The 21,981-nt window shown below is 71.5% G+C and carries 20 protein-coding genes; 6 read left to right on the forward strand and 14 right to left on the reverse strand.

Going from position 1 to position 21,981, the window contains the following annotated elements; translation table 11 throughout:
* Positions 1-710 (reverse strand): GntR family transcriptional regulator (locus Q0D57_RS14340; protein WP_366518630.1); only part of this gene is annotated, 710 nt, incomplete at its 3' end.
* 92 nt (positions 711-802) lie between these two features.
* Positions 803-2,050 (reverse strand): ATP-binding protein, encoded by a 1,248-nt coding sequence (locus tag Q0D57_RS14345; protein ID WP_291045231.1) that lies wholly within the window; start codon positions 2,048-2,050, stop codon positions 803-805.
* Positions 2,051-2,181: 131 nt separating this feature from the next.
* On the opposite strand from Q0D57_RS14345, the gene Q0D57_RS14350 reads away from it, so the two are divergent.
* A complete protein-coding gene (locus Q0D57_RS14350) occupies positions 2,182-3,066 on the forward strand; it encodes a neutral zinc metallopeptidase (protein ID WP_291045232.1) in 885 nt (294 codons plus the stop codon).
* Between the two features lie 95 nt (positions 3,067-3,161).
* Positions 3,162-5,000: a thiamine pyrophosphate-requiring protein gene (locus tag Q0D57_RS14355; protein WP_291045233.1), complete on the forward strand. Its 1,839-nt coding sequence runs from the start codon at positions 3,162-3,164 to the stop codon at positions 4,998-5,000.
* 134 nt (positions 5,001-5,134) lie between these two features.
* Here Q0D57_RS14355 and Q0D57_RS14360 read toward each other — a convergent pair whose 3' ends face one another.
* Complete coding sequence (locus Q0D57_RS14360) at positions 5,135-5,647, reverse strand: hypothetical protein (RefSeq protein WP_291045234.1); 513 nt, start codon at positions 5,645-5,647, stop codon at positions 5,135-5,137.
* A 230-nt stretch (positions 5,648-5,877) separates the two neighbouring features.
* Here Q0D57_RS14360 and Q0D57_RS14365 point away from each other — a divergent pair, with 230 nt between their 5' ends.
* Together Q0D57_RS14365 and Q0D57_RS14370 are read left to right on the forward strand one after the other, a co-directional pair.
* Positions 5,878-6,693: an MBL fold metallo-hydrolase gene (locus Q0D57_RS14365; protein WP_291045238.1), complete on the forward strand. Its 816-nt coding sequence runs from the start codon at positions 5,878-5,880 to the stop codon at positions 6,691-6,693.
* Positions 6,694-6,709: 16 nt separating this feature from the next.
* A complete protein-coding gene (locus Q0D57_RS14370) occupies positions 6,710-7,213 on the forward strand; it encodes a hypothetical protein (RefSeq protein ID WP_291045243.1) in 504 nt (167 codons plus the stop codon).
* Positions 7,214-7,427: 214 nt separating this feature from the next.
* Here Q0D57_RS14370 and Q0D57_RS14375 read toward each other — a convergent pair whose 3' ends face one another.
* Positions 7,428-8,843, reverse strand: a complete 1,416-nt coding sequence (locus Q0D57_RS14375) for an HNH endonuclease signature motif containing protein (RefSeq protein ID WP_291045245.1) — start codon at positions 8,841-8,843, stop codon at positions 7,428-7,430.
* 106 nt (positions 8,844-8,949) lie between these two features.
* Here Q0D57_RS14375 and Q0D57_RS14380 point away from each other — a divergent pair, with 106 nt between their 5' ends.
* A complete protein-coding gene (locus Q0D57_RS14380; protein WP_291045247.1) occupies positions 8,950-10,050 on the forward strand; it encodes a LacI family DNA-binding transcriptional regulator in 1,101 nt (366 codons plus the stop codon).
* A 59-nt stretch (positions 10,051-10,109) separates the two neighbouring features.
* On the opposite strand, the gene Q0D57_RS14385 is transcribed toward Q0D57_RS14380, so the two are convergent.
* Genes Q0D57_RS14385 through Q0D57_RS14425 form a run of 9 tightly spaced genes read right to left on the reverse strand, consistent with a single transcriptional unit; the run spans position 10,110 to position 19,663 of the window.
* Entirely contained in the window at positions 10,110-10,574 is a 465-nt protein-coding gene (locus tag Q0D57_RS14385) for a VOC family protein (protein ID WP_291045252.1), read from the reverse strand.
* Positions 10,575-10,615: 41 nt separating this feature from the next.
* A complete protein-coding gene (locus Q0D57_RS14390) occupies positions 10,616-11,113 on the reverse strand; it encodes a VOC family protein (protein WP_291045256.1) in 498 nt (165 codons plus the stop codon).
* Positions 11,110-12,885 (reverse strand): hydantoinase B/oxoprolinase family protein, encoded by a 1,776-nt coding sequence (locus Q0D57_RS14395; protein WP_291045258.1) that lies wholly within the window; start codon positions 12,883-12,885, stop codon positions 11,110-11,112. The genes Q0D57_RS14390 and Q0D57_RS14395 overlap by 4 nt, the downstream gene beginning before the upstream one ends.
* The gene (locus Q0D57_RS14400; RefSeq protein ID WP_291045260.1) at positions 12,882-14,936 is read right to left on the reverse strand and encodes a hydantoinase/oxoprolinase family protein; all 2,055 of its coding nucleotides are present in this window, start codon (positions 14,934-14,936) and stop codon (positions 12,882-12,884) included. Before Q0D57_RS14400 ends, Q0D57_RS14395 begins: the two co-directional genes overlap by 4 nt.
* Before the next feature lie 11 nt (positions 14,937-14,947).
* A complete protein-coding gene (locus Q0D57_RS14405) occupies positions 14,948-15,934 on the reverse strand; it encodes a substrate-binding domain-containing protein (RefSeq protein ID WP_291045262.1) in 987 nt (328 codons plus the stop codon).
* 42 nt (positions 15,935-15,976) lie between these two features.
* A complete protein-coding gene (locus tag Q0D57_RS14410) occupies positions 15,977-17,017 on the reverse strand; it encodes an ABC transporter permease (RefSeq protein ID WP_291045264.1) in 1,041 nt (346 codons plus the stop codon).
* A complete protein-coding gene (locus tag Q0D57_RS14415) occupies positions 17,014-17,808 on the reverse strand; it encodes an ATP-binding cassette domain-containing protein (RefSeq protein WP_291045266.1) in 795 nt (264 codons plus the stop codon). The genes Q0D57_RS14410 and Q0D57_RS14415 overlap by 4 nt, the downstream gene beginning before the upstream one ends.
* Entirely contained in the window at positions 17,801-18,628 is an 828-nt protein-coding gene (locus tag Q0D57_RS14420) for a PfkB family carbohydrate kinase (protein WP_291045268.1), read from the reverse strand. Before Q0D57_RS14420 ends, Q0D57_RS14415 begins: the two co-directional genes overlap by 8 nt.
* A gap of 6 nt (positions 18,629-18,634) precedes the next feature.
* On the reverse strand, positions 18,635-19,663 hold the full coding sequence (locus Q0D57_RS14425) for an SIS domain-containing protein (RefSeq protein WP_291045270.1): 1,029 nt from the start codon (positions 19,661-19,663) through the stop codon (positions 18,635-18,637).
* A gap of 176 nt (positions 19,664-19,839) precedes the next feature.
* Between Q0D57_RS14425 and Q0D57_RS14430 the strand changes: the two genes are divergently transcribed.
* On the forward strand, positions 19,840-21,003 hold the full coding sequence (locus tag Q0D57_RS14430; RefSeq protein WP_291045273.1) for a CoA transferase: 1,164 nt from the start codon (positions 19,840-19,842) through the stop codon (positions 21,001-21,003).
* A 419-nt stretch (positions 21,004-21,422) separates the two neighbouring features.
* On the opposite strand, the gene Q0D57_RS14435 is transcribed toward Q0D57_RS14430, so the two are convergent.
* Positions 21,423-21,981, reverse strand: a 559-nt coding sequence (locus tag Q0D57_RS14435) for a helix-turn-helix domain-containing protein (protein WP_291045274.1), incomplete at its 5' end; no start/stop codon positions are given.

A 21,981-nucleotide genomic window follows, 5' to 3' on the forward strand; every position in this document is an offset into this window, starting at 1 on the left:
GGGTCGGGGGTCGTGGTGGGGTCGGGGGTCGTGTGGGTGTCGGGGGTCGTGGTGGTTGCGAGATCCGGGGCCAGCGTCAGCGAGTCCAGCGTGGAGCGGAGGCTCCGGTGCAGGTGCACCCGGGTGGCGTCGGCAGCCAGTCGGGCGTCGCCGTCGATGATCGCGTCGACGATCAGCAGGTGCTCGCGAGCGGCCTCGAGCAGGCGCGCGGGATTGTCGCGGGAGAGGCGGCGGATGCGGGCGAGGTGCGTGCGCACGCCCGTGAGCGCCTGCACGAGGAACGGATTGCGCACCGCGACGTCGACGGCGTCGTCGAAGCGGGCCACGAGCTCGTAGTAGGAACGGTGGGCCGGATCGGGGTCGGCCAGCAGGGCGGGCACCTCGCGCAGCTCGTCCTGCAGGGCGAGGAACGGTGCCGGATCACGGCGCTCGGCGGCGAGCGAGGAGGCCTGGGCCTCGAGGGCCTGGCGGAGCTCGAACAGCTCGACGACGTTCTCGGCCGACACGGCCGTGACCACGAGACCGCGACCACCGAGAGGCTCGACGAGGCCGTCGGCCACGAGTCGGGCCAGGGCCTCCCGCACGGGGGTGCGCGAGATGCCGAGCCGCTGCGAGAGCTCGACCTCGGCCAGCACGGCCCCGGGAGAAAGCTGCCAGGCGATGATCTCACCGCGGAGGGCGGCGTAGGCGGTGTCGCTCGCCCGTGCCATCATCGTATCCGCTCTGTATACATTGAGGTCAGGTTAGCTCGGATGCGCTCGCGGATCAAGCTTCAGTGCGCCGTTCTGTATACAAAAGCACGCTACGTGCGTCTGACCGGGATCGGCACATCGACCCCACCCTCGGGCGTCAGGCGCTCCCCCATGCGCACCACCGAGGGCGAGCCGGCGAAGCCTCCGGCGAAGAGCGCCTCGCCCTGCCGGAAGAGTGGTGCGCGCTCGAGCAGTTCGGGCGGTGCGTAGCCGAAGACCTTCGCGAGCTCGTCCAGATCGACCGGCGAGCTCATCTTCATGAGGGCGAGGTTGTCGCACTGCGACAGGATCGACGGGTGCACGCGCGACGGGCGCTGGGTCGACAGCAGCAGCCAGAGGCCGAACTTGCGGCCCTCCGCGGCGATCTGCACGAGGCGGTCGCGCACGGCGGCTCCGAGCGGCGAGTCCTGCTCGGGAGCGCAGAGGTTGTGCGCCTCGTCGATCACGATCAGCAGGGGGCGGCGCTCCTCGCGACGCTGCCAGACGTGCTCGAGCACGGCGAGCGCCACCACGAGGTATTCGTCGGGATGCGCGAAGCCGCCGATGTCGAGCACGGTCGCGTCGGGGCGCTCGGGGGCGGCGAGGAGGTCGGTGACCGCCTCGTCCTCACCGGCCCAGACCTCCCAGTCCATGATCTGGAGGTTCTCGATCCGGAGGGCGAGATCGCGGGCGGCGGGGTTCTCGCTGTCCTGCAGGTGGGCGGCGATCTCGTAGGCGTCCGAGCTCGAGAGCTCGCCCTCGAGGCGCAGGAGCGCGTTGTACTCGAGGCGGTCGCGGAGCGGATCGATGCCGAGCACGGCGGCCTTCGAGCGGGTGGAGAGCTCGACGAAGCGGGCGCGGAGGGGTGTGGTGGAGGGCGCTGGGGTGCCGGCCGCGTGGGTGCTGGCCGTGGGGGTGCTGGTCGCAGGTGTGCCGGTCGCAGGAGTGCTGGTCGCGGGGGCGCTGATCGCAGGCGCACCATCCCAGGGCGTGGGGCGGAGGATGCGGATGTCGCGCGCCGCCAGCGCACCGCGCTCCGCGTCGCGCCCGGGCGTATCCGGAGCCGCGGTGCGGAGCTCGGCCAGGCGCACGAAGTCGGCGTTGGGGTCGAACACGAGCATCGGCAGCTCGGTCTCGATGAGCAGCTGCTCGAGCACGACGCCGAGGGCATAGGTCTTGCCCGATCCGCTCTGGCCGCACCAGAACGTGTGCCGGTTGAACTTGGCGGCCAGCAGCTCGGCGGGGTCGGTGCCTTCGCCGCTCTGCAGCGTGCCGATGCGGAGCGAGCCTCGCGTCGCATCCGGATGTGCCGTGCTCATGCCGCCTCCTCGTCTGCCGGCGTCGCCGGGTGTCGCCGGTGCTCCGATGGTAGCGCCGTGGGCGCATCCGCTCACCTGGCATTCACGGGTCCGGGATCGGTGAGCCCTCCCGCAGGAGTAGGTTCGCGGTCATGACGTTCAACCGCGGCTCCAAGATCGACTCGGGCAAGGTCTCGAAAAGGGGGCGGAACGCCGCCATCGGTGGCGGCAGCGCCGTGGTCGTGGTGGGGCTCGTGCTGCTGTCGCAGCTCGTGGGGGTCGACCTGTCGGGCTTCGCCGGTCTGCTCGGCGGCGGAGGCGGTGGCCAGAGCTCGCAGTCGGAGGAGGCGCTCGACTGCCAGACGGGTGAGGACGCGAACGAGAACGTGGAGTGCCTCATGGTGGGCGCAGCCACCTCGCTCGACGTCTACTGGGCCGAGGAGGCACCGAAGCTCGGTCTCTCGTATCGCTCGCCCACCGACTTCGTGCTGTTCCCGCAGTCGACGGGCACCGGCTGCGGCCAGGCCTCGAGCGCGACCGGCCCCTTCTACTGCCCCTTGGACGAGACCATCTACCTCGACACCTCCTTCTTCGACGAGCTGCGCTCCCGCTTCGGTGCGAGCGGCGGCACGCTCTCGGAGATGTACGTGGTGGCGCACGAGTGGGGTCACCACATCCAGCAGCTCTCCGGGGTGCTCGGCTCGATCGACCACTCCGACACGGGGCCCGACTCGGACTCGGTGCGCACCGAGCTGCAGGCCGACTGCTTCGCGGGAGCGTGGGTGGGGGCGGCGTCGACGATCGAGGACGAGAACGGCGTCGTGTTCCTCGAACCTGTCTCGCAGGCGCAGATCGCCGATGCTCTCAGCGCCGCGTCGGCGATCGGTGACGACCGCATCCAGGCGCAGTCGGGCAGCGTGAATCCGGAGTCGTGGACCCACGGATCGAGCGAGTCGCGGCAGCGATGGTTCGAGACGGGCCTCGCGTCGGGCGCGGGGGCGTGCGACACGTTCGCGGTGGCCGGCTCGGAGCTGTAGGGGCAGCCGGGCCGCAGGGCCTCGCCGGGCGGCCCGGCGACGCGGCGGGTGTCAAGCCCCGTCCCGGATCCGGGGAGCCGGTGCTCAGTGGATGCATGAGCGAGACAGACAGCAGCGCATCCGGCCCCGGATCATCCGCGACCGATTCACCCCGCACCGTGTCCGACGCCATCGTCGAGCGGCTCGGCCGCTGGGGCGTCGACCGCATCTTCGGCTACAGCGGAGACGGTGTGAACGGCTTCATCGAGGCGCTCGCGCGAGCGGGCTCCCCGGAGTTCGTGCAGGCCCGTCACGAGGAGGCCGCGGCCTTCATGGCGGTCGGGCACGCCAAGTACACGGGGCGGGTGGGGGTGGTGACCTCGACGCAGGGGCCGGGTGCCATCCACCTGCTCAACGGGCTCTACGACGCGAAGCTCGACCACGTGCCGGTCGTCGCCGTGATCGGGCAGCAGAACCGCTCCGTGCTCGGCTCGGGCTACATGCAGGAGGTGAACCTGCGGGTGCTCTTCGCCGACGTCGCCGCCGAGTTCCTGCAGGAGGTGCAGACGCCCGAGCAGATCCCGCTCGTCATCGACCGAGCTTTCCGGGCTGCGCTGGCCACCCGCTCGCCCGCCGTGGTCATCGTGCCGCACGACGTGCAGAAGGCCGAGGTGCCCGAGCTCCCCCACGAGCACGGCATCGTGCAGACGGCCGCAGAGTACCGGCAGGCGGTCGTGGTTCCCGCGAGCGACGACCTCGACGACGCCGCCGCCCTGCTGGCCGCGTGCGAGCGACCCGTCGTGTTCGTGGGCCAGGGTGCTCGTCGGGCCCGCGCCGAGGTGGTCGCGGTGGCCGAGCGGCTGGGTGCCGGCATCGTCACGAGCCTCCTCGGCAAGCCCTACGCCGACGAGCGGCTGCCGTTCGTGGCCGGCACCATGGGGCATCTGGGCACCACCGCGAGCGCGGCGCTGCTGGCCGAGTGCGACGGACTGCTCATCGTGGGGTCCCACGATCCGTGGACCGAGTTCTATCCGGAGGCGGGGCAGGCCAGGGCGGTGCAGATCGACCTCGACGGCCGGGTGATCGGTGACCGCTACCCGATCGAGGTCGGTCTCGTCGGCGATGCGGGGCCGACGCTCTCGGCGCTGCTCGACCGGCTTCCGGATGCGCCGCGCACCGCCTGGCGCAGCAGGGTCGAAGCGGCCGTGAGCGACTGGGAGCGCATCAGTGCGGCCCGGGCCGGGGTCGCTGCCCTGCCGATCAATCCGGAGGCCGCCCTCCGGGCGCTGGATCCGCTGCTGCCCGGTGATGCCGCGATCGCGCTCGACGTCGGCAGCGTCGTCTACTGGTACGCGCGGCAGCTGCACCTGCCCGAGGGGGTCTCGGCGCACGTCTCCGGCACGCTGGCGTCGATGGGCTGCGGTGTGCCCTACGGGTTCGCGGCGAAGCTCGCCGATCCGGAGCGGCCCGTGATCGTGCTGGCGGGCGATGGCGGGATGCAGATGCTCGGCAACGCGGAGCTCGTGACGGTGAGCCGGGAGTGGACGGAGTGGGCGGATCCGCGTTTCATCGTGTGCGTGCTGAACAACGGCGATCTCGCCGAGGTCACGTGGGAGCAGCGCGAGATGGAGGGTGCGCCGCGGTTCGACCGGAGTCAGGCGCTGCCGCGGTTCCCGTTCGCGGGCTACGCCGAGCTGCTCGGCCTGAAGGGGCTGCGGGTCGACGACCCGCGCGAGCTCGCTGGGGCCTGGAAGGCGGCGCTCGAGGCCGATCGCCCGGTGGTGCTCGAGATCATGACGGATGCGTCGGTGCCGCTCCTGGCGCCGTTCCCGCAGGGCGAGTCGAAGCTCGCGAGCATGCGGTCGGGGCTCGAGGCCGAGGGGGCGAGCGGGGAGCGGGCCCGGGTGCTGCTGGAGGAGTACGTGTCGCACGAGGCGGGGAGGGCGGGACGCTGACGCTGACGCTCGGGGCGGTCAGGTGCGGCGCCGGATCCGCGCTCGGGCTGGGTGCCGCGTTCGGGCGGGGTGCCGCGTTCGGGCTGGGTGCCGCGTCTCAGGCGTGCTCGGTCGACCGGGCGGGCTGCGGCTCGTCATCGGCGAGCGGTGCGATCGCGACCGGCACGTCGACCTGCAGCGGGACGCCGTCGATCAGCGAAGCCCACGGCTGCGCGCCCGGATCCCCACCGTGCCGGCAGACGCAGCTCCACGACCACGGTGTGGCCGAGGAACTCGACGACGGCGTCGGGGTGCTCGGTGGCGCGGCCGTCGGCCATGGTGCGCACCGTGCAGGATCCGGGGACGAAGCGAACCACGAGGGCGAGGATGCTTCCGGTGCGGCTCTCGAGCAGGTCGACGCCGAGCACGATCGGGCCCACGTAGGCGGCCGGTGCGATCTCGGAGACGTGGAAGCACACGCGTTCGTGGCTGCTCGTGCGGGTGACGTCGACTGCGAGGAGTGGCCATCGGTCGTCGGCGACGGTGGGTTGGGTGGCGGCACGGGGGGCGGGGTCGGGGCCGGCGCTGGGGTGGGTGCCGGGGTCGGGGCGGGCGCCCTGGTCGGTGGTGAGCTGAGCGATGTGCCCGGCCGTCAGCTCCGTGTTCATGAGCGCCTCCTCGCCGTGATCCGTTGTGTCGTGGGTTCGTGCATCCCGTGCGCCCCACCGTCGCCCGAACGGAACGCGGGCGCCAAGGGCTTGACGGCGGCAGCGGGTGAACGACAATGACGGCCACTCCGGGCGAGCGGAATGGTCAGCGACATGGGGGGCTCGAGAGCGTCGGAACGCCGGAAGTCAACCCTCCTGCGACATCTGCGGCTCCGCATACCGTGACCTGCATGACAGCATCACAGCGCCGGCCGGGTCGGCAGCCGGGCCGGCAACTGGGCCGGCCACTGGGTCGGCACCGGGCCCGGCTCACCCGTTCCGTGGCGCCCGGGGTGCACTGGCTGGAGCACGCGCACGTGAACTGCTACCTGATCGAGGAGGGCGACGAGGTGACGCTCGTCGATGCGGGCCTGCCGGCGGTGCACCCCTACCTGATGGCCGCTCTCGAGGTGATCGGGCGTCGTCCGTCGGACGTCGCGGCGCTCGTGCTCACGCACGCGCACTTCGATCACATCGGGGCGGCGCGGCGCCTGCAGGAGGAGCTCGGCTGTGTGGTGCACGTGCATCCGAACGACGAGTATCTGCTCCGGCACCCCTACAGCTACCTGCACGAGCGGCCTCGGGTGCTGTATCCGCTGCGCTATCCGCGGGCGCTGCCGGTGCTCGGAGCGATGGCTGCGGCGGGGGCGCTGCGCGTGAAAGGTATGGACGGGGCGTCGGTGCTGACGGCCGGGGAGGTCGATGTGCCGGGGCGGCCCGTGGTGATCGAGACTCCGGGGCACACGTTCGGGCACTGTGCGCTGCATCTGCCCGATCGGGGAGTGCTGATCTCGGGTGATGCGCTCGTGACCCTGGATCCCTACACGGGTGAGGAGGGACCGCGGATCGTCGCGGGGGCGGCGACGGCCGATTCGGCGTTGGCGATCGGGTCGCTCCGGCGGCTGGAGGAGACGGAGGCGGGGGTGGTGCTGCCGGGGCACGGTGAGCCGTTCCGCGGTGGGATCCGGGCGGCGGTGCGCCGTGCGGCAGAGGTGGGGGCGCGATGAAGGAGGTGGATGCGCGATGAAGAACGTGCGCAGGGTGACCGCGGCGACTGCGGCGGCCCCGGCGACTGCGGCGACCTCGGCGACCGTCGGGCGGAACACGACCGCGTCGGGCGGGAGGAACGCGACGGTCACGCCAACGGCAACGGCAACGGCGACTGCCGAGCGGGCGATGGCAGAACGGACGGCTGCCGAGCGGGCGACCGAGCGGACGACTGCCGAACGGATGACGTCAGAGCGGATGACGGCCGAGCGGACGACGGCCGAGCGGACGACGGCAGACCGAATGACGGCCGAGCAGACGGCGTCGGCGGTCGAGGTCGTGCCGTTGTGCGATGGCGAGTGGAGGCTGTGCGATCGACGGATCCCGGCGGACGACTCCCGCCGGCTCCTCAGCTACGTCAGTCGTGACGGCGACGGGTTCGAGGTGCTGTGGCTGCCGACGCTGACGGTGCAGCGGGTCGCGTCGCTCGAGGCTGCGATCGAGGCGGCTCGGCGGGCGTGTGCGGAGCCGCCAGCCTGACGGTCGACCCCGGCGTCTGCGGTCGAGGTGCCGGGCTGCCGCGCGCTTCGCGCTTGCCCACGACGATGTGGGTGGGTTGCGAGGGATCGCCCAGACAGATTCGTCAGGGCGGCGTACCGGATTGCGAGCGGGCCGGTGATCGTGGCGAGCAGGCAATGGCAGATCGCGTGGAGGGAGCGTCGTCGGGCGTCTGATCGAGTTCGGTTGGCGGTGCTCAGAATGGCGGCGGGTCGGTGGAGCGAACCGCGGGTTGCGGATGGTGCTCGGTGGCCGGGCTGGTGCGATAGGTGGCCCCGAGGGGTGATCGCCATTCGAGTGTTCGGGATGCGGGGTGGGTGTCGGGTGGGCGGGTCACCTGCCAGCCGCCGTCGTGCTTGAGGTGGTGGTGGCTCGTGCAGAGGTGGGCGAGGTTCGAAGCGACGCTGCGGCCTCCATGCGCCCAGTCCACGGTGTGATCGAGCTCGCACCTCGCCGCCCGGCGGCCGCACCCGGGGAACCGGCAGTGCTCGTCCGCGACCACCAGCACCTCTCGCAACGCGGTCGGGATGCGGTACCGTCCGGCCACCTCGACGACCTCACCCGTCACCGGATGGGTGAGCACGCGGAGGAAGGTGGGAGCAGTAGCCGCGATCCGTCGCGCGGTAGTGGGGTCGATGGGGCCGTAGCCGTGCAACTCGGCGAGCGGATCACCCGGGGTGGAAGTGGACGGGACGGAAGTGGGCGGGTTGGAAGTGGGCGGGGCGCAGGTGGGTGGGGTGGACGTGGGTGGGGTGGACGCGGCTGGGGTGGATGTGGGTGGGGTGGACGTGGTCGGCGTCGTGGGTGCCGATTCGCACCCGGCCAGCACCACTGCCGGCACCGTCACGATCACGCTCGGGGTGAAACCGGCCAGGCCATCGGTGCGGCCGAGGATGCGGTCGGCGAGGATGTCCGAACGCAGCTGCGCCTGCGTCCGCGGCTCCGCGTCGCCCCGTGCGGCGCGGGCCGCCTGGTCGATCACGTCGTGGATCGCCAGCGCATCCACCGCCGGCAGGTGGTGGTGGAGGGTCGCCATGCCATCCCGCTCCGCATCCAGCCACACCGCACGCTCCTCTCGCGCCAGCACTGCACGACGAGAGATCGACTCGGGGTGATGCACCTCGCGCAGACGCCGAGCTGCGTCGTCGAAGCGGGCCAGGTTCTTCTCCCGCGCCTGCGGCAGGACCGCCTGCTCGAACGAACCGCGCGCCTCCAGCGGGAGCGAGCCCGCATGCACCACCACGGAACGAGCATGAGCGTAGGAGACCTCACCCGCCTCGAGCGCGGCGAGCGTCGAAGGCAAGTCCGCCACCAGCACCTCGGCATCCGCGATCAGACGTGAAACCGCACCTTCGGAACGCCGGGTAGCGCACGCCACCTCGGCCCGCAATGAACGGCGCGCCCACTCGCGGGCCTTCGGCGTCAGCCCACCCTGCAGCAACTCCGCCCGAGTCTCCGCCAGGCCGACCGCCCGGGCCAACCGCCGCGCCTGCCGGGCCTGCAGCCTCGCGATCTTCCGATCATCCCGAGCGAAGCCCGCGACCTCATCCGAGATCGCACGCTCGAGCGCATCCAGGGCAGTCCCGGGAGGTGATCCGAACGTCGTCTTCATGAGGTTTATTCAACCAGCAGCCACCGACACTGGCCCCTGCCGCACAAGCCCAAGCACCAGCCCAACCGCCTGCCCACCCGCCGCGCCCCTGCGGTAACGTTATCTCGTGAGTGACGTGAGGAAGCAGCCCACGTTGCACGACGTGGCCCGACTGGCAGGCTTCTCCACGTCGACCACCGCACGCGCCCTCGGCAACTACGGCCGCATCGCCGAGACCACCCGCGAGAAGGTGCGCGCCGCCGCCGAAGAACTCGGCTACCGGGCCAATCCGCTCGCCCGCAGCATGATCACGGGCAAGACCAAGACCATCGGCGTGGTCTGCGCCGACCTCAGCAGCCCCTTCTTCGCCGAGGCCCTCCGCGGCATCAGCGACGTGGCGAAGGGCCGCGGCTACGACATCCTGATCGTCAACACCGACGAGGACGTCGCCTCCGAACGCGACGCCGTCGCACTGCTCCGCGACCGCCACGTCGACGGCGTGATCGTCTCCCCCGCCGACGTGCGCCAGGTCGACCACCTCGCCGCCCTGCAGACCCCCGAACGGGCCCTCGTGCTGCTCGACCGCTCGAGCTCCGCCCTCGACACCGACTCCGTGACCGTCGACGACGTGAGCGCCATGACGGATGCCGTGGGCCGACTGCTCGACGCCGGCCACCGCCACATCGGCATCGTCACCGAGCTGCGGATCGAACGCGAGGCCGACTGGCAGTCACTGCTCGGCGACCTCGACCACTCCGAGCGCCGCGAACTCAACCCGAGCTCCCGCCGACTGCTCGGTTACCTCCGCGCACACCGCGAGCACGACATCCCCATCGACCCCGCCCTCGTCGCCCGCACCGGCGCCACCTCAGTCGACTCCGCCCGCCGCGCCACCACCCGCCTGCTCGAACAGCGCGACGAGACCGGCATGACCGCCGTGGTCACCGTCGACAACACCACCTCCGTGGGAGCCTACGGAGCGATCCGCGACCACGGCCTCCGGGTTCCGGACGACCTCTCGTTCATCGCCTTCGACAACCTCGACTGGACCACCCTCGTCCAACCCGCCGTCTCCGTCATCGAACAGCCCGTCTACGCCCTCGGCAGCCGCGCCGCCGACGTGCTCCTCGACCGCCTCGACGGCATCCGCACCACCCCGGGCGAGGAGATCCTCCTCGACACCCGCTTCATCGAACGCGAATCGATCCGCGCGGTGCAGCAGGTCTGACCAGCCGGGCCCGGGCCACGCGCGATCCGGATCAGCCCCGCAGCTGGGCGACGGCCCGGTCAGCCCGGCGCATCCGCCCACGCGTCGAACTCGGCACGATTCGCCTCGAGCCCCAGCTCGATGCGCCCGGCGAGCGGATGCACGAGGTACCGGTAGCGCACCGACCCATCAGGATCGAGTCCGGTCGCCTCCACCACCCACCCCGCACCCACGAGCGCTGCGGTGACCCCCTCGATCTCGGCCACCCAGTAGCTGAGGTGATGCACCGCCGGCCCGCACGAGGGCGCCACGACCGGCACGAAGATGCTCCCGGATGCGACCGAGACCACCTTGATCCGCGGCTCCCCACCGGCCGCCGCCGCATACGACACCGGATGCTCACCCACCCGGCCATCCGGCGTCTGCAGCCGGGCGACCGGCCGGGTGACGCTGCTCCACCGCACCCCCGCCGCCTCGAACGCCGCGAGCGTGCCCTCGAAGTCGTCGGTCACGAACGCGATGTGCCCGACCGGGCCGAGCGACACCGGCACCGACCCTGGCGCCGGCACCGGACCTGACCCGCCGCTCACGCGATCCCGAGCCCATAGTCGCGGCCCGACACCCACTCGTCCCAGGCCTGCTGCGTGTGCCGCGCACCCAGCTCGAGCCGGATGCCACCGGGCGCGATCAGGTACGCGAAGCGGATGCGTCCCTCCACATCGTCACCACTGGCCTCGAGCTCGTAGCCCTGGCCGCAGAGACGCGCGATGTCGCCCTCGAGGTCGTCGCTCCAGTAGGCCAGGTGATGCAGCGCCTGACCGCGCGAGCGCTCGGTCGACCAGAGGCCCGACCCCGCCTGGATGAGCTCCCAGTCGGGCGACTCCCCCGACGTCGCCGCCCACCGCACCCGCGTGGTCTCGAGCACACAGGAATCGGCGGCGCGATCGCCGAGCACGACCGTCACCTCCTGCTCCTGCACCGAGGTGAAGGAGTGCCCGAGCGTCGCCCCGAGCTCGCGCGCCGTGGCGTCGAGATCATCCACGACGATCCCGACGTGCCACAGCTCACCGAGCCCCGAGGTCACCGCACGGTCTCCGCCGCCACGGCACCAGCACCGGCGACCTCAGCAGCCCGCCCCGCATCGAACCCGTACTCGGCCACCGCCGCCGACGGCGAGATGAACCCCGCCCGCAGGTCGGCCTCCACCGCCTCGACCGGCCGATCCGCCACCGGCCCGAACCCACCGCCGCCACCGGCCCGCAGGCTCACGACCTCGCCGGACTGCGCCACACCCTTGCCCTTCGACCGCAGAGCGTGCTCCACCCCGTCGGCATCGATGAGGTGCAACGACGCGACCGCGCCCGAGTCCCCGCCGTGCAGGCCGTTGGGCGGGAACGCCGGATTCGTCTGCTCCGCCTCCGACAGGAAGTGCAGCGGCTTCTCCGAGACGTTCCGGTAGTCGGCCCGGATTCCGAGCCCACCGCGCTGCGCTCCCGCTCCACCCGAGTCGGTGATGAGCTCGTAGCGCTCGACCCGCAGCTCGTAGCTGGTCTCGATGATCTCGGCAGGGATCAGCGCGCAGTTGCCCATGTGCACGTCCATGGCGTTCGACCCGTCACGGAACCGGTTGCCACCGGCACCGCCCGCGACGTTCGCGAGCAGCACGGCGCCGTCGCCCGACTTCGGCGAGCGCGACTCGCAGACGAGCACGGGCCAGCCCACGAACCACTCGGCGCTCGCCCGATCCGGAGCCGCGAAGGCCAGAGCCTTCGTGACGATCGAGGCGAGCCGCTGCGAGGCGAGGTGCCGGTCGCCGACCGCCGCGGGGAACGCCGGGTTCACCGCGGTGCCCTCGGGCGCGATGATCGACACGGGCGCGAGCGAGCCCTCGTTGAACGAGACGTCGGGCGGCATGAGGCACTTCACCGAGTAGTGCACCACCGAGCGCAGCGTGGAGTTCGGGATGTTCATGCCGCCCGCCATCTGCGGCGCGCTGCCGGTGAAGTCGAACGTGATCGACTCGCCCTCGACGATCACGGCCACCCGCATGAGCACGGGCTCGTTCAGCCGGATGCCGTCGTTGTCGAGCCAGCCCTCGGCCTCGTAGCGACCGTCGGCCAGCTTGCCGATCTCACGCGAGGTGCGGTAGGCCGTGCTGTCGAACAGGTCGGCGATGGCGTCGGCGAGCACGGGCGAGCCGTACTTCGCGGCGAGCTCCGAGAAGCGTCTGGCACCCGAGCGGCCGGCGGCGATCTGCGCCCGCAGGTCACCGAGGTTCTGCGAGGGATGCCGCACGTTGGCCGTGATGATGTCGTGCAGGTTCTGCTCGCGCACGCCCCGCACCTCGTACTTGAGAGCGGGCAGCAGCACGCCCTCCTCGTAGGCCGACTCGGACTGCGCGGCCGCGGTGCCCGCGATCCGCCCGCCCCAGTCGGCGTGGTGCGCGATGACGCCCGTGAACCCGATGAGGGTCTCCTCGGCGTCGAAGACCGGCACGAACATGTTCATGTCGTTTGTCTGGCACGCACCCATGTAGGGGTGGTTGTTGAGGAACACGTCACCCGGGTGGATGTCGTCGCCCCACTTCTCGATGCACGCCTGCAGCGCCGGCGCCATCGACGCCAGGAGCGTCGGGATGTCGAGGGCCGCGGCGACCATGCGGCCCTCCGCGTCGAAGACGGCGCAGGAGTAGTCGCGCATGTCCTTGACCACGACGCTCAGGGCGGTGCGACGGAGCGCATTGCCCATCTCCTCGGCGATGGTCTCGAGGGCGTTCCGCACGACCTCGGTGGTGATGGGATCGGTGCGGCGCTCCGGCGGGGTCGAGACCGGGGCGGCCGTGGCGAGGGTGCTCACGCGGAGACCTCCTTGTTGTAGGTGAGGACGAGGTTGCCGCCCGGGTCGACGACGCCGGAGACGTTCGGGGTGACCACCGTGGTCGCCTCGCGCTCCTCGACGATCGCGGGGCCCTGGAAGACGGCGCCGGGCGCGAGGTTCTCGCGCTCGTAGACGGGGGTGTCGTTCCACCCGGTCTCACGGAAGTAGACCGGCCGACTCGAGTCGGGCGTCGCGGATGCGGCCGGCGCGGCGCCGGCCGTCCCGGTCTCGGGCCGCTGCAGGGTGCCGACGGCCTCGATCCCGATCGAGTAGAGCTCGACCTTCTCGGAGGCGTCGCTGTGCCCGAACTCGAACAGGTGCCGCTCGTGGAAGCGGGCCACCGCGTCCTCGAGCGCCGCGTCGTCGATCGGGGCGTCGCCGATCACGACCTCCACGTCGTTGTCCTGCCAGGCGTAGCGGAACCGCGCCACCCGGAGGTGCGTCGTGCTCTGCACGCCCGCGGAGGCGAGGCGCTCCTCGGCCTCCACGATGAGCCCGGCGCAGATGGCCTCGACCTCGGCGGCCGAGGTGCTCTCCATGCCCACGTCGACGAGGGTGAAGAAGTCGTACTTCACGTCGGAGCCCGAGAGCCCGACCGCCGAGAAGGTGCCCGGGTTCAGCGGCACGATGACCCCGGCCACATCGACGATCGCGCCGACGCTGAGGGCGTGCATGGGGCCGGCACCGCCGAAGGGCAGCAGGTGGAAGTCGCGCGGGTCGTGCCCGCGGTTGACGCTCACCACGCGGGCGCCGCGCGCCATGACGGCGTCGGCGACCTCGAGGATGCCGGCGGCCGCCTCGGCGAGCTCCATGCCGAGCGGCTCGGCCACGTGCACGCGGATGGCCTCGCGCGCCGCCTCGATGTCGAGATCCATCTCGCCGCCGAGGAAGCGCTTCGGGTCGATCCGGCCGAGCACGAGCTGCGCGTCGGTCGTGGTCGGCCGCGTGCCGCCGCGCCCGTAGCAGGCGGGGCCGGGCACCGCGCCGGCGCTCTCGGGGCCCACCCGCAGCGCGCCGGACTCGTCGACCCTGGCGAGCGAGCCGCCGCCGGATCCGATGGTGTGGATGGCGAACTGCGGCACGAGCAGAGGCCGGCCCTCGAACTCGGTCTCGCGCTCGAGGGCTGCGCGGCCCTCGGCGATGAGCGCGATGTCGGTGGAGGTGCCGCCCATGTCGAACGTGATGAGGTCGGCGTACTCGGGCTGCTCGGCCACCCGGGTGGCGGCGAGAACGCCGGCGGCCGGGCCCGAGAGCACCATGCGGTGCGCGTTGACCGAGGCCTCCTCGGCCGTCATGGTGCCGCCGTTGGACTGCATCACGAACATCGGGGCGGTGACCCCGACATCCTGCAGCCCGTCGAGGATGCCCGCCATGTAGCGCGCCACAAGGGGCTGCAGCGCCGCCGAGACGACGGTCGTGCTGGCCCGCTGGTACTCCTTGATCTCGGGCGCGACGGCGCTCGAGATGGCGACCGACAGGCCCGGGATCGCCTCCCGGAGCGCGTCGGCGATGCGCTGCTCGTGCTCGGCGTTGCGGAAGCTGAAGAGCAGGGCGATGCCCACTGCCTCGACTCCGGATGCCTTCACGCTCTCGACCACCGAGGCGATCGACTCGTCCGAGAGCGGGGTGACGACCCCGCCCAGCCGGTCGACGCGCTCGGCGGCCTCGAACACGAGCTTGCGCGGCACGTAGGGCTTCACCTTGGGCGCGGCGAGGTTGAAGAGGTCGGGACGCATCTGCGTGCCGATCTCGAGCACGTCGCGGAAGCCCTCGGTCACCACGAGGGCCGTGCGCGGGAGCTTGGACTCCAGCAGCGCGTTCGTGGCCACCGTCGAGCCGTGGGCGAAGACGCTGAGCGCCGACACGTCCACACCCCGGGTGCGCTTGATCTGCTCGATGCCGTTCAGGATGCCGATGGACGCGTCGTGCGGGGTGCTCGGCACCTTCTCCACCACGGTCCGGCCGGACTCTTCGAAGACGACCACGTCGGTGAAGGTTCCCCCGACGTCGATCCCCAGTCGTGCTGTCATTGCGGTCTGTCTCAATTCTCGTCGGGCGTCGTGTAGAAGTACTTGCTGACCTCGGGGTCGTCCATGTTGTCCTTCGTGGCGATCACGGCGTCCAGGAGCGTCTCGCTCTCGGGCTCCTCGCCGTCCAGGATGTAGCCGGCGAGCTCCTCGACCGCGATGCCGCCCATGTCGTAGGGCTTCTGCACCACGAGGGCGTTGATGAGGCCGCGCTCGAGCAGGTCGACCTCGTCGGGGGCGGCGTCGACGCCGATCACGGCCACGTCGCGGCCCGCCTGCTGCACGCCCTGGGCGGCGCCGATGGCGGCGTTCGTCCAGGAGGCGAAGATGGCGTCGAGCTCGGTCTCGCGGGAGAGCAGCGCCGAGGTCTTCTCGACGTTCTCGGCCACATCGGCACCGGCGTACTCGTCGCCCGCGTTCTCGATGCCGGAGAACCCGGCGAGGGTCTCGGTCCAGCCCTCGAGCCGCACGTCGACGCTCTGGATGCCGGGCGTGTAGCCCACGTAGCCCACGGTGCCCTCGCCGCCGAGGAGCTCCTCGACGTACTCGGCGGCCTGCTCGCCCGCGACCTTGCCGTCGGACTTGACGGTGCCGAGGCGCGCGCTCTCGTCGTTGACGTCGGAGTCGACCGTGACGATCGGGATGCCGGAGTCCATGACGGCCTTCATCGGCGCGACCATCGCATCCGCGTCGAGCGCCGACATGATGATGCCGTCGGGCTGGGTGGACGCGACCGACTGCAGCAGCTGGGTCTGCGACGCCACGTCGAGCGTGGTGGGGGCCTGCCACGAGAAGTCGATGCCGAGCTCCTCGGCCTTCTCCTCGGCGCCCGTCACGAGCGTGAGGTAGTAGGGGTCGAACTGGTCGTTCAGGAGCATGACGATCTTCAGCGGCTCGTCGCCGGCGGCATCGGTCGACGACGTCGTCGAGCTCGAGCTGCAGCCGGCGAGGGCCAGTGCGGTGACGGCGAGACCGGCGACCGCGAATGCGGTTTTCTTCATGGCGCTACCTTTCGTTGCTGTTGAGTGGGTGGTGCTGATGGGCTACTGGGCGCTGAGCTTGCGGCGCCGGTACTGGTCGACGGCCACCGCGAGCAGCAGCACGATGCCGACGGCCACGTTCTGCCAGAACGGCTGGAGGCCGAGGATGACGAAGCCGCTCGTGAGGGTGGCGGGGATGAGCGATCCGATGATCGTGCCGCCCATGCCGCCGCGCCCGCCCCAGAGGCTCGTGCCGCCGATGACGACCGCCGTGATGACGTTGAGGGCGATGGCGGAGTAGCCGTTGACCGTGGCGGTCGTGAATCTGGCCACGTCGATCACGGCCACCAGACCGGCCAGCGCACCGACGAGGGCGTAGACCGCCACCGTGTAGCGGCCGACGTTGATGCCCGCCCGCCGCGCCGACTCCGGGTTCGCGCCGATGGCGTACAGCCGCAGCCCGAACCGGGTGTTGGCGAGCACGATCCAGAGCACGATCACCACGACGGCCGCGATGACGATGGGCCAGGGCACGATGCCGAACATCCGGCCGAGCCCGAACACGGTCTGCAGCTCGGAGGGCGCGCCGCTCACGTTGAGACCGTTGGTCCACACCTGGGCGAGACCGAGGATGACGGTCATGCTCGCGAGCGTCGCGATGAACGGCGGGATGCCGGTCTTCACGATGACCGTTCCGTTGAAGACGCCCCACAGGGTCCCGACCACGATTCCGGCGAGCGCTCCCCCGATGACCGGACCCCAGAGCGGCCAGCCCATCCGGTCTGCGCCTTCCAGGCCGGCGGTCGCGCCCGCCATGATCTTCGCGGCCACGACGGCCGAGAACACGATGATGGCGCCGACCGAGAGGTCGAGGCCGCCCGCGATGAGGAGGAAGGTCACACCGGCACCCAGGATGAGCACCTGGGAGGCCGAGAGGCCGATCCCCTCGAGGTTCGTCTGGGAGAGGAACGAAGAGGGCGAGAGGATCGCGAAGACCGCGAAGATCACCACGAACAGGCCGAGGATGGTGAGGCTCTGCAGGCGGCGCGACTGGGCGATCTTGACGAGCGGGTTGAGGCGCTTCTCGTCGGCGGTCGTGGTCATGACGGGTCCTTCGGGGTGATGCGGCCGCCGGTCATGGCCGAGATGAGGTCGGTGGAGGTGACGTCGGCGATGTCGGTCGTCAGCACGTTCTCGCCGAGCCGCAGCACCGTGGCCCGGTCGGCGACGGCGAAGACGTCGGGGAGGTTGTGCGAGACGAGCAGCACCGAGAGGCCGCGCTCGTCGCGGAGCCGCCGGATGAGATCGAGCACCGAGGTGGTCTGGGCCACGCCGAGGGCCGCGGTCGGCTCGTCGAGCATGATGAGCGCGGTGCCCCAGAGCGAGGCCCGCGCCACGGCGACCGCCTGACGCTGGCCGCCCGAGAGCGCCTCGACCTCCACGTGGCTCGTGGGCGTGCGCGCGCCGAGCTGCTGCAGCTGCTGCACGGCGGCGTCGCTCATCGCCTTCCGGTCGACGAAGCCGAGCCTTCCGAGGAATCCCTTGCGCATGATCTCGCGACCGAGGAAGAGGTTCTCGCCCGGGCTGAGGCTCGGCGCGAGCGCGAGATCCTGGTAGACCGTCTCGATGCCCGCGGCCTGCGCGTCGGCGGGCTTGGCGAAGCTCTGCTCGACGCCGTTGACCTCGATCGTGCCCTGGTCGTGCGAGACGGCCCCGGCGAGGATCTTCATGAGCGTCGACTTGCCGGCCCCGTTGTCGCCGAGGAGCGCGTGCACCTCGGCGGGCCGCACCTCGAGGTCGACGCCGCGGAGGGCCTGCACGTGCCGGTAGCTCTTGGTGACACCGGTCACCTTGAGCGCCGGCACGGCGGCGGATGCGGTTTCGGATTCAGACATCGATGGTTTCCTCCCGGTCATGGGCGATGGGCGCGGCGTGGCCGAACGCCCCGTGGTGCAGGCAGACGGCGCTCGCCCACATGGTCGCCGCCCTGGCGGCGGTGGCGAGGCTCTCGTCGTGCCCGAGTCCGCAGACGAACCGGGCGAGGAACGCGTCTCCGGCACCCAGGGTGTCGACCGGGGTGATCCGGTCGGCGGGCTCGAAGTGCACGTCGCCGCCCCGGGCGACGATGGCTCCGCGGGCGCCGCGGGTGACGACCACGATCGAGGGGCCGGCATCCTGCACCCGGCGGATGAGGGCGACGGCCTCTTCGTCCGAGAGCGTATCCCGGCTGAAGGCCGCCGCCTCGATGTGGGGCAGCAGGGTTGCCGCGTACTCCTCGTCCTTGTACGAGAAGTCGAAGACGAGGGGCGCGAGGCCGGCGAGCTCGGGCACGAGGCCCTCGGTGCCGCTGGAGTAGTTCGTGTAGAGCCAGTCGCTCCCGGCCAGCCGCGCGCGGTCGGTCTCCGCCAGCACGATGAGGGTCGTGCTCGTGGTGAACGACGTGAACACACGGTTGCCCGTGGGGCTGATCGAGACATCCGTGATCGCGTTGGCCTCATCGGGCCGCCGGCACAGCTCGAGCGAGACGCCCTCCTCGGTGAGCGAGCCCGCCACGAGCGCACCGGCGGCATCGGAGCCGATCACGCCGAGGTAGAGCGCCTCGCAGCCGAAGCGGCGCGCGTGCACGGCCATGTTGGCCGCACCCCCGCCGGGGTACATCATCCCGGTGCCGTGGTAGCGGTCCACCACGTTGTCACCGACGGTTCCGACCCGCATGACGGCCTAGTACTCGACCTTGTGCATGTACAGACGGGTGTCGAGGTCGTGGCCGGAGACCGCCTCGAAGTGGTCGGCGAGCCGCATCACCACGGAGGCCATGGGGATGTGGCCGACGGCCCCGCGCTGCTCGGGGGAGATGCCGTCGAGCTGGAGCTCGTCGACGTCGATGACCTCGTAGGTGTCGTTGTAGCGGTCGAGGAAGGTGCGCACGCGGTCGATGTGGCCGCGCGTGCCGTCGGCGCCGGCGATGAGGATGAACGGCTGGTCGTTCTGCGCCATCTCGAACGGGCCGTGGAAGAAGTCGGCGGCGGTGAAGTAGGTCGACTTCTTCCACTGCATCTCGACGAGGTAGCAGACCGAGAGCATGTAGGCGAGGCCCACCATGGGGCCGGCGCCGAGCACGTAGAGGTTGTCGCTCGGGCTGTAGGCGGCGGCGATCGACGAGAGCTTGGAGTCGTAGGCCTCGAGGGCGACGAGCGTGGCCTCGGGGATGGCGTCGAGGGCGGCCCGGGCGCCGGCGATGTCGGCCTCGACATCGAAGGCCTCGAGCAGCGAGTAGGAGAGCTCGGTGAGCAGCACGTACTTGGCGCTCGTGATGGTGCGGTCGCTGCCGTAGACGAGGTGGAACGCGGCGGCGCGACCGAGCGCGTTGTCGGCGTCGCGGGCGAGCGAGACCACGAAGGCGCCCCGGGCGGCGGCGGCCTCGGCGGCCGCGACGGTCTCGGGGGTGCCGCCGGAGTGGGAGGCCGCGATCACGAGCGTCTTCTCGTCGATCGAGGGCAGGTAGAGGGAGGTGAGCTCGGTGGCGTTGATGTTCTCGGAGGAGAACGGGGTGGGGAGCGAGCCGAGCAGCACGTTGGCCGGCACGCCGGAGGCCCAGGAGCCGCCCACGCCCGTGAAGACCACGCGGGTGATGCCGCGACGCACGGCCTCGGCGGCGATCTCCTGGGTGAGACCCCGCTGGGAGGTGGCGCCGCGAAGAACGGCGACGAGATCGGATTCGATGGGCCGGAGGGCCAGGGATGACGACATGAGAGCAGTTCCTCGAGTGTGTGCGACGGTGCGGACAGTCCGTGAGAGGTTCGTGTGAGAACGTTCCTACGTTGTGGTGTGACAACGTTCTCATGAAGTCGGCGGATGCACAACGCCTTCTGTTTCGACCATGTAAATTCCCCTGTAGCCCCACCTCGACCCCAGGAGACCTCCCCATGCATCAGCCCGGCACCACCACCCCTCCGCTCGCCGGCGTGCTCGTCGCCGACTTCTCCCGCGTGCTCGCGGGGCCCCTCGCCACCATGACGCTCGGCGACCTCGGGGCCCGCGTGATCAAGGTCGAGAGCCCCTCCGGCGACGACACGCGCTCCTGGGGCCCGCCCTTCTCGGCCACCGGATCGACCTACTTCGAGGGCGTCAACCGCAACAAGGAGTCGATGACGCTCGACCTCGCCGACGCGGCCGATCTCGAGCTCGCCCGCACGCTCGTGGCCCGTGCCGACGTGGTGATCGAGAACTTCCGGCCGGGTGGTATGGCCGCCTTCGGCCTGTCCTACGAGACGGTCTCGGCGGTGAATCCCCGGGTCGTCTACGTCTCGATCTCGGGCTTCGGCTCGGCGGCCGGATCGGGGATGCTCGGCTACGACTTCATGGTGCAGGCCATGGGCGGGCTGATGCACATCACGGGAGAGGCCGGCGGCGATCCGCAGAAGGTCGGGGTCGCCGTGGTCGACGTGCTGACGGCGAAGGATGCGGTGGCCGGCATCCTCGCCGCCCTCTACGCCCGCGACCGGTCGGGCCGGGGAGCCCGGATCGAGGTCAACCTCCTCTCGAGCCTGCAGGGCGCGCTCGCGAACCAGGCGCAGGCGGTGCTCGGAGCGGGAGCGGAGCCGCGCCGGCTCGGCAACGTGCACCCGTCGATCAGCCCGTATGAGGCGCTGCGGTGCTCGGACGGGCTGCTGGCGGTGGCCTGCGGCAACGACGGGCAGTTCGCGCGGCTGACCGCGTGCCTGGGGGTTCCGGATCTCGCGACGGATCCGCGGTTCGCGAGCAACCCCGTGCGTGTGCGCCACCGTGCGGAGCTCGTGCCCGAGCTCGAGCGGGCGCTCGCAGGGCGCACCTCGGCCGAGTGGGAGGAGGTGCTCACCGCCGCGAAGGTGCCCGCCGGGCGGGTGCGCACGATCGCGGAGGGACTCGAGCTCGCGGAACGGCTGGGGCTCTCGCCGACGGTGGGCGTCGTCGACGCGGAGGGCACCGAGACGGGGCGGCAGGTGCGGAGCCCGCTGCAGTGGGAGCCGGCGTTCGAGGCGCCGCGGAGCGCGCCGCCGGCGCTGGGGCAGCACGACCGCGCGCTGCGGGAGTGGCTCGGGGGACGGTAGGCGGGGGCGGGGCCCGGCTGAGAACGCTCCTCCGGTCGAGTTCGCGTCGAGAACGCCAAACCTGCTGGTATCCGGTTCGATATGCGGCTCGGATGCCCGCAGGTTTGGCGTTCTGAACGGGAAACGGCGGCGCCAGGCGGCTCGAGCTTGGCGCCGGGCGGCTCGAGCCCGGCACGGTTCGGCCCGCCCGGCTCGGCTCGGCTCGGCTCGGCTCGGCGCGACTCGACTCGACTCGGGACGGCTCGGGACGCTCGTCGGGTGGGGGTCGCGTTCGGAACGGCAAACCTGGTGGCCTCCGGGTCGATATGCGGCTCGGATGCCGGCACGTTTGCGCTTCTGGACCGGAAACGGCGGCGCCGGGCGGCTCGCGCTGAGCGCCGGGCGGCTCGCGCTGAGCGCCAGGCGGCTCGCGCTGGGGGCTAGGGCGCGGTCGGGCTGCCCAACAGCCCCGCCTCGCGGAGGGCGAGCCAGAGCTCGGCCGCCACGTCGGCGTCGTCGAGGTCGAGGTCGAGGCGCTCGGAGACCGCGGCGATGCGGTTGCGCACCGAGTTGCGGTGCACGCCGAGCTCGCGGGCCGCACGCTCCCAGTGACCGCGGTGGCGGAGGTAGCTCACCACGGTGGGCAGCGCGTCGCCCGCGGGGTCGTCGACGAGCTGCTCGCGCCAGCGCGCAGCCCGGGAGGTGCCCGACGGGTCGTCCTCCCACGCCAGCCGGCCGGGCGGCACCGCTCCGGCGAGGCGGAGCATCCGCTCGAGCGCGTGCGGCACCTGCTCGAGCGCCTGGGGAGACCCGAGCACGGCGGAGGCGACGAGGTCGCGGGCGGGGGTGACGTCGGCGCGGGCGACGTCGGCGCGGGCGACGTCGGCCCTGGTCGGCGTGGAAGCATCGAGGCTGCCGAGCGAGAGGTCCGCGGGCACGAGCGCCACCGCCGCCCCGCGCAGCCTCAGCCACCACGGAGTGCTGGCGAGCACCGCCCCC

Origin of the sequence: Herbiconiux sp. (assembly GCF_023264895.1) — a bacterium.
Taxonomy (GTDB): Bacteria; Actinomycetota; Actinomycetes; order Actinomycetales; family Microbacteriaceae; genus Herbiconiux.

Bases quoted from the DNA above. Each gene is read 5' to 3' on its own strand.
- Q0D57_RS14375 (WP_291045245.1), bottom strand. From the start codon at position 8,843: ATGAAGACGACGTTCGGATCACCTCCCGGGACTGCCCTGGATGCGCTC.
- Q0D57_RS14425 (WP_291045270.1), bottom strand. From the start codon at position 19,663: ATGTCGTCATCCCTGGCCCTCCGGCCCATCGAATCCGATCTCGTCGCC.
- Q0D57_RS14430 (WP_291045273.1), top strand. From the start codon at position 19,840: ATGCATCAGCCCGGCACCACCACCCCTCCGCTCGCCGGCGTGCTCGTC.
- Q0D57_RS14370 (WP_291045243.1), top strand. From the start codon at position 6,710: ATGAAGAACGTGCGCAGGGTGACCGCGGCGACTGCGGCGGCCCCGGCG.
- Q0D57_RS14360 (WP_291045234.1), bottom strand. From the start codon at position 5,647: ATGAACACGGAGCTGACGGCCGGGCACATCGCTCAGCTCACCACCGAC.
- Q0D57_RS14410 (WP_291045264.1), bottom strand. From the start codon at position 17,017: ATGACCACGACCGCCGACGAGAAGCGCCTCAACCCGCTCGTCAAGATC.
- Q0D57_RS14345 (WP_291045231.1), bottom strand. From the start codon at position 2,050: ATGAGCACGGCACATCCGGATGCGACGCGAGGCTCGCTCCGCATCGGC.
- Q0D57_RS14415 (WP_291045266.1), bottom strand. From the start codon at position 17,808: ATGTCTGAATCCGAAACCGCATCCGCCGCCGTGCCGGCGCTCAAGGTG.
- Q0D57_RS14365 (WP_291045238.1), top strand. From the start codon at position 5,878: ATGACAGCATCACAGCGCCGGCCGGGTCGGCAGCCGGGCCGGCAACTG.
- Q0D57_RS14420 (WP_291045268.1), bottom strand. From the start codon at position 18,628: ATGCGGGTCGGAACCGTCGGTGACAACGTGGTGGACCGCTACCACGGC.
- Q0D57_RS14355 (WP_291045233.1), top strand. From the start codon at position 3,162: ATGAGCGAGACAGACAGCAGCGCATCCGGCCCCGGATCATCCGCGACC.
- Q0D57_RS14405 (WP_291045262.1), bottom strand. From the start codon at position 15,934: ATGAAGAAAACCGCATTCGCGGTCGCCGGTCTCGCCGTCACCGCACTG.
- Q0D57_RS14400 (WP_291045260.1), bottom strand. From the start codon at position 14,936: ATGACAGCACGACTGGGGATCGACGTCGGGGGAACCTTCACCGACGTG.
- Q0D57_RS14350 (WP_291045232.1), top strand. From the start codon at position 2,182: ATGACGTTCAACCGCGGCTCCAAGATCGACTCGGGCAAGGTCTCGAAA.